The sequence below is a fragment of the Chamaesiphon sp. VAR_48_metabat_403 genome (assembly GCF_031422475.1).
Lineage (GTDB): Bacteria > Cyanobacteriota > Cyanobacteriia > Cyanobacteriales > Chamaesiphonaceae > Chamaesiphon.
Window position 1 is genome coordinate 1 of record NZ_JANPLS010000465.1, and the last position, 7374, is coordinate 7374.

Genomic DNA, 7374 nt, shown 5'->3' on the forward strand with positions numbered 1-7374 from the left:
GATCCAAAGTGGCGGTATGGGCGAAGGCTGGAGTGACTATTTTGCACTTACTATTCAAAATTTTGGTAAGCCAGTTGAAAAAGTTGTCACTGGGGATTGGGTGATTAACGATCCTAATGGTATTCGGGGTCTCAAATACGATAGCAATTTCCCCGATCGTTTTGACAAGATGGGTAAGGGTCGTTACCGCCAAGTACATAACATTGGAGAGATGTGGTGTGCGACTTTGATGGAGATGAATCGCCAGATTGGAAATGCATTAGCATCTAAAGATCTGGGTTATCAAATTGGTTGGCAAATTGTTGTTGATGCCTTAAAACTTTCTCCATCTAATCCCAGTTTCTTAGACGAACGCGATGCAATTCTGAAAGCTCTTGATGGATTGCAAACATCAGGTCGTTTAGACAGCAATAATCATCAAAAAGTCAAAAAAGTTGTTTGGGAAACCTTTGCTAAGTTTGGAATGGGACCAAATGCCGACTGTGCGGGAGCTTCGCTCAGTGGAATTGTTGCAGATTTCAACGTGCCAACTGGGTGATAGAGAGAAATACCACAAGGGGATAACACGGAGATTGGGTTTGATGTTTTAACCCAATCTCCACAGTTATTGAAAAATATTAGGATGGGATAAAAAATATGGATACTCCTCGTGATGCTCTGAGTCAAGGATTTGAAAAAGCGCGCCAAGGGCTGCGTCAGGTTTCTCAATCGAGCGATCTGCCTAATTTTGACAGTACGGGCACGCGCGCACTGGAAGCCTGGTTTTTAGGGCCGAAAGCCGAAAATGCGGATGAATTAGAACGATTTATTGTTGAAGCGATTCGCGACCAGGCTTTTTGGCGGCGAAATTTTCATCCCAGCGATCCTACCCATATTACGGGAGAAATGAAGCGATCGCCTGAATATCTCGCAGCGATGGATTCCCTTACCGAAGGTTATCAATCTTTGCTGGCGTTTCTGAAAAAATCCGTACCCTTTTTCAGTCCGCGCTATCAAGGTCATATGAACTGGGATTTAACCATTCCAGGCATCTTGGGCTATTTTGCAGCGATGCTGTACAATCCCAATAACGTTGCCTTTGAAGGATCGACAGCGACCACGATTTTGGAAATCTTGGTGGGTGACGATTTGTGTCAAATGCTCGGATATACTATACCCGATCGAGAGGCGATCGATCGGGGGGCGATTCGGCCGTGGGGACACATTACCTGCGATGGTACCGTTGCTAATATTGAGGCATTGTGGTCGGCGCGAAATCTCAAATTTTATCCGTTAGCTCTACAAGCCGCTTTACAGGCAGATCCCGCCTTAGCTAAGGGTAAATCGATCGCGATTACCCTCCCCACGGGAGCATCGCGGTTGTTAATTGAGTTGGATACTTGGGAACTACTCAATCTCCCAGCCGATGAGATCCTGGCTTTACCGACTCGACTCACCGCCGAATCCCAAATTTCACGGGACGCAATTACGGCTAGTCTGGTGCCGTATTCCTTACAAAGCCTAGGTTTACAAGAGTTTTCCCGCCGCTTTCTCAGCCAGATCGATAAGTCCCCCGTGTTTTTGGTACCGGGTACCAAACATTACTCATTTCCCAAAGCGGCGGCTGTACTGGGGATTGGGGCGGCTAATGCGATCGATATACCCGTAGATAAAGATGCGCGGATGAATATTGCCGCACTCAGAGAAATTCTTGAAAAATGTCTGGTTGAAAAAATACCTGTTTATACCGTGGTTGGTGTTGTCGGGAGTACCGAAGAAAGTGCGATCGATCCGATTAAGGATATTTTAGCTCTCAGAGCGGAATTTCGGCAGCGCGGTTTGGAATTTACCGTTCATGGGGATGCCGCTTGGGGCGGCTATCATATTTCCGTCATGCGCGATGATTTTGATATGCCCGAACCTTTAGCTAGTTTTGTGGCGGCTCCCCCTCCGGCTGTCCCGCTCAAACACTATGTCATCGAACAGTTTCAGGCTTTAGGTGGTGTCGATTCAATTACGGTAGACCCCCATAAATCTGGCTATATTCCCTATCCAGCAGGCGCATTATGCTATCGGAACTCGGCGATGCGAGATCTAGTGACTTTTAGTGCCCCCGTCGTCTTTCACGGCGATGCCGAACCCACTGTGGGCATTTATGGCATTGAAGGCTCGAAACCAGGAGCCGCCGCCGCCGCAGTTTATCTGAGTCATCGCGTGATTCGACCATCAAAAAGTGGCTATGGCAAAATCATCGGTCAAGCACTATTTAGTTGCAAGAAACTCTACGCGCGATTGCTCTGTATGGCACTCCCGGAAGATCCATTTGTCGTCGTGCCTGTCTCGCGATTGCCGGCTGAAGTTGATGGTGCCGATTTAGCTGCCCAAATTCAATTTATTCGCGATCGAATTATCGGTAAGACTAATGAAGAGATAATTGACGATAATGAGGCGATGAAATTACTCGCAGAAATTGGGCCAGATCAAAATATTTTAGCCTATGCATTTAACTTTAAAAATGCGTCGGGACAAGTTAATACCGATCTCGCCCAAACCAATCGGTTGAATAAAGCTTTGTACGATCGACTGAGTATCGATCCTGGCAATGATATCTACGGTTACGACCTCATTGTCAGTACCACAGATTTGAATGCCGCTCAATATGGAGAAACATTTATTAATGACTACAAACATCGTCTGGGAGTTGGAAAATCTAGTGGTGCTTCGATCGTTGTCTTGCGATCGGTAGTGATGGATCCGTGGGTAACTGAAACCACCAAAGGATCGTTTCTAGATATTTTAGAAAATGAATTTCGGAAAGCAGTCACAGCAGCTCTAGCAGAAATTGTCCCAACACAGAGGGGGTATTAACTTATGGCTTGTCAATCGGGTCGATCGTATCCGATGCAATCGGGAGATACGCTATTTCTGGTCGCCCAACAGCAGCTAGGCGATGGCAATCGGTGGACTGAAATTTTGAAGCCAGATGGCACTCAGTTTACCGAAACTGATGCCGAAAATTTACAAGTGGGGCAAGAAGTTTGTTTGCCCAAATTATTGAGTTCTCAACGTAGATTTGCCCTGTATTTTGCTTGGAGTCGTCCGCAGGAAACTACGGCAGAACTAGGTAAATTAGAAAACCGTTACCCGACCTTGTTTGAATTTCGCCGATCGATTTGGCCTGCATACGAATGGCGATCGAATCGAGATTTATACAAACAAGATATCTCTGGATTTTTAGACCATGTAGTTTTGTCTGACTTTCAACATTTTAGCGAAGTAGTCTTTTCCACAACGGGCAATCCAGTTGTCGTAGTTCAACGTCAGAGTGATGACAATACCATTCAGCTACTCGATGAAAATTTCCTCAGAGATATCGATACGCTGATTATAGTTAGTTTAGATCATTTTGAGACAGCCCAAAAACCAACCGGAGTAGAAGTATCTGCTATTAAGCAGTTTTTAGCACGTCAAGATGCTTGTTTATTAGTTTGTCCCCAACATGATGTCGGCTCTCAAGACGATCCAAATTCGCGCGAAGTAGAATTTTTACATCATGGAGATCGACTAGTGCCAGCACAACAACGAATTGGTGGATTTGCCAGAGCGATTTTAGCCGAATTGGGATTTCCGATCGAAAATCAATTCGGACTAAACCCTGCTAAATCCAGTATCGATAATTCTCCCGCTCCATTGCTAAAATTTTCAGAGCTAGACGAGCTGAATATTCTGCAAGGTGTCACAACATTCAATCTTCACGCTCATCTCCCCCATTATTTCATCCCTGATTTTCTCAAAAATTCCGTGCGCGTACTCGCCAAACAATCGATCGATCCCGCAGCTTCAACTCATCCATTTGTAGAAGCTGGAAATAGTACTTTTAATGCACTTTTGTGGATACCGCCAAGTGGCGATCGTCGAGCTAATATATTTGTTGGTGATGCGACGCTGTGGAGTTCGGCTTTTGGTGGAGTTCCCAGTCTGGAAGCATTCTGGAAAAATTTAGCACTGATGTAAACTAACTATCCACTATCTACTATTCACGAAAACACTATCCACTATGTGTTGGCGCAAAATGAAGTCTTATAACTTCTGTTTTTTAGGCTTGAGATTTTGGCTGAAAAATCCCGTCGTCATCATCCAAGCTTCCGCTTCCGCTTCGGGAGAGAAGTTTTCGCGTCTGTCGCTCATAAAACCGTGTCCAGCTTTAGGAAAAAGATTGAGAATATAGCGTTTTTTGGCTTTAGAAAGTGCGGCGGCGACTCTACTATGTTCGTCAGCGGCAATCAGTTGGTCTTCGCTACCATACATTAACATTAGCGGCGATTGCATGGCCTGGACTCGATCGAGCAGCGATTTTTGTCCTAATGGATTGCCAGGGTTGGCATCGATACCACCGCCATAAAATGAGATTGCGGCTTTAATTTTGGTAGGATAAACGGCATTAGTCAAAAAAGCGTACCTACCACCCATACAGAAACCGATAACGCCAATTCCATTAGCATTAACTTCCGATTTACCCGCTAGAAAATCGAGACTTTTACCAACATCGCTCATAATGGCATCATCATTGAGAGTTTTGAGCTTGGTAACTGCACCAGCTACATCTGTATACGCATAAGTCTTCCCCCGATAAAAGTCGGGTGAGATCGCCGCAAACCCCGATTTTGCCAACCTGTCGCAAATACTCTTACACCATTGATTTAAGCCAAAAGCTTCCATCAATACCACCACTGCGGGAAATTTTCCCGATCCGGCTGGTGTTACGTAATAACCCGATAAATCTTTAGAGATCTGAATATTTTTACCAGTAATAGCTGCTGATTTGCTGGTAGGGGTAATAGTTTGTACTTCTGGTTGTTTGGCTTCACTCAGCTTGGTATCGGCGATAACTGCGGCTGTAGCGATACTAGATGCACCAATTAATAGATCCCGTCGTTTCATCAGTTGTTAAATAGCGATTAGTAATTATCAGTAAACAGTAAAATGCGAACGATTGCCACTGTTACAGTCAAAATTCATTTAAAAAGCCTCGCTACCAACTTGGGGAACAAGGCGAAGGACTAGATAACAATCATTATCTAGAACACAAAAGTAGTCCGAATCGTACCTAGGTACTCTGTCGGATTACTAGCATTACTTTCGGGGTTAGTCAACATTAACAAACCGGGCGTAACATAGAGATTATCGCTAAACTTGTACTTGTAGAAAGCTTCGATATGCATACTGGTATCTCGATCGACACGACGAGTAGCAGGAGCGATAGCAGTAGCAGCATTGAAGAAACTATTACCAGTTAGTTTAGGCTGCATCCCAACGACAAAACCTAATGTGCTACCTTTAGAACCAAAATCTTTCACCGCTAAAGTAGCTGCATAGTTCCAAATATCTGCACTACCACCACCAGTGGCTTCTCGTGTCGCTTGAGTCAAACCACCCCAAGCAGAAAGAATCAGATCTTTAGAAAGATTGACACTGCCGAGTACCGAATAGTGATTGGCAGAGGTTGGTGCCCCAGCGAAGGGATTATTGGCAATGGTGCTACCATTGTTCCCAGAGACAAGCGTACCAGTGGAGTTGTAAGCACGAGCATAAACTAAGCCCAAGTTGACATCTTCAGAAGGTTTGAGAGTAAGTTGAGAAAATATCACGTTAGAACCATTAAATAATCCACTGCCAGCCGCTGGATCGTTTACACCGCTGGGTACGGCGTAGCTCAATATGAAACCCAGATTAGGGCTGAACTTATGATCCACACCAATCCCAGCACCCTCACCGCTGAGACGATAAACGGGGTTGAATCGCCCAAACCGAGTAACCGCTCCAGTACCTGCGGCTTGGTGTTCGGGGTTGAAGGTGTAGTAGTTATCGTTAAACTCACTACCTACTGTTTCAATAAATACTTTGGTAGTTGGAGCCAAGGGTAATTGATACTGCAATCTTTGGAGGGTAGTATTGTTATTATCATTACCTTCAAATCCCAATCGTGTCATATTAGTACCGGAAGGAGTACCCGCAAATGAGATGCTGTTACGAGCTTGGAGTCGAACTAAGAGCAGATCTTTACCAGTAAAACTACTGCGGAAATTGAGCCGAACGCGATCGGAAAAAATTGTCGTACGCGTAGCACTAGCAGGGCCGCCAGCTAATCCAGTGACTGCAAAAATAGCTTCGCCAACGAGTTTAGTCGTGGTGGAGAAACTTTGGTCTTTGAGCTTGGTAACTTTGGCATCTAACACTTGAATGCGACCATCCACAGCTTGTAATTCGGTGCTGAAGGATTGAACTAGTTGCTTGAGCCTGTCGAGATCTTGCTGCGAAACTGCTGGTTCTACTGGCTCAGGAGGGACGACTGGCGTGGGTTCTGGCGGTGCGGGGACGACTTCTGGTGCTGGGGGCGTAACTACCGCTGGAGCTGTGGATCTACGCTTTTTGATGGCTCTGTTTGGCTTTCTTCTGGCAACTAGTTGCTCCATCGATTGGACGCAACCATTGAGGCTGGTGGCAAATTGTTCGCGAGAGAGAGCCTCGGTACCTGCGGGCATGTTGCCACAATTATACTTCTCACTCAGAGCGGCGAGGGTCTGATAAGCCCAGTCACTACGCTGAATCTCGGTAGCTTCTGTGGCTTGTTGAATTTGCTCGGCGTTAGGCTCGGCAGTAGTCGCAGCCAGATTATTCGTGACTTTAAGGGATGTTGTCCCCGATTGCTGAGGATTATTTTTAGCAGCAACATCTGTCGTTGGCGTTGGCGAAGCGTCTCGTTCGCGTTGGCGAAGCCTCTGCCTTAGCAGAAGCGTCTCGGAGAGAAGAGAATCCTCTCCTCTGGAGGATCTATCGCTTACTGGATTGGCTGAAGTTGGCAATAGTGCTGAAATCCAGACCGCCAGACCAATTAGTATCGGTGAGAGTAATTTTTTCGATAACAGTTTTGTCATATTAATTATTGCTTTTCCTCACACTATAAAATTTTGCTGCTGTCAAGTATACCAGGTCACATATTATATTCTATTTTTTTTATTTTCTGCATGGTATTTTACTGTTTGCGATCGCCATAAGCTGTTAAGGACTCGATGGAGTTACGATCGGGCGGGTAATAAGCTAGTCAGATGTTTTCTCTCTATAGATTCTTAATCTCTCGGAACTATTTATCTTTGGGAAGTCCCTAATCCGATTACATTTAGTTAGACGACATTTATGTCGGCTCAGATGTTCTGAAAGAGAATCGACGCTTTGAATAATCAATTAAAATTCAGGGTAGGGGCAATTCATGAAGCGGCGGTTTTATTCTGGGGTTCCCCCAGAATAAAAAACCGACAAGACAGCGGCTCGCGCTCGTCGGGTTCCCCGACGGTTGAGCGAGACAAGACAGCGGCGGTTTTATATCTCCTGTCGGAG

The 7374-nt window shown here is 45.4% G+C and carries 5 protein-coding genes; 3 read left to right on the forward strand and 2 right to left on the reverse strand.

All coding sequences use genetic code 11. The features are described from left to right. From RMO79_RS22440 to RMO79_RS22450, 3 genes are all read left to right on the forward strand, one after another. On the forward strand, window positions 1–538 hold a 538-nt coding region (locus RMO79_RS22440), incomplete at its 5' end, for a M36 family metallopeptidase (protein WP_310485490.1). Between the two features lie 98 nt (window positions 539–636). Further along, entirely contained in the window at window positions 637–2847 is a 2211-nt protein-coding gene (locus RMO79_RS22445) for a pyridoxal-dependent decarboxylase (protein ID WP_310485491.1), read from the forward strand. A gap of 3 nt (window positions 2848–2850) precedes the next feature. Continuing rightward, window positions 2851–3993 (forward strand): hypothetical protein, encoded by a 1143-nt coding sequence (locus RMO79_RS22450; protein ID WP_310485492.1) that lies wholly within the window; start codon window positions 2851–2853, stop codon window positions 3991–3993. A gap of 66 nt (window positions 3994–4059) precedes the next feature. On the opposite strand, the gene RMO79_RS22455 is transcribed toward RMO79_RS22450, so the two are convergent. Continuing rightward, window positions 4060–4920, reverse strand: a complete 861-nt coding sequence (locus RMO79_RS22455; RefSeq protein WP_310485493.1) for a dienelactone hydrolase family protein — start codon at window positions 4918–4920, stop codon at window positions 4060–4062. A 137-nt stretch (window positions 4921–5057) separates the two neighbouring features. Continuing rightward, window positions 5058–6914, reverse strand: coding sequence for an iron uptake porin (locus RMO79_RS22460; protein WP_310485494.1), 1857 nt, complete (start codon window positions 6912–6914; stop codon window positions 5058–5060). Between the last annotated feature and the right edge of the window lie 460 nt (window positions 6915–7374).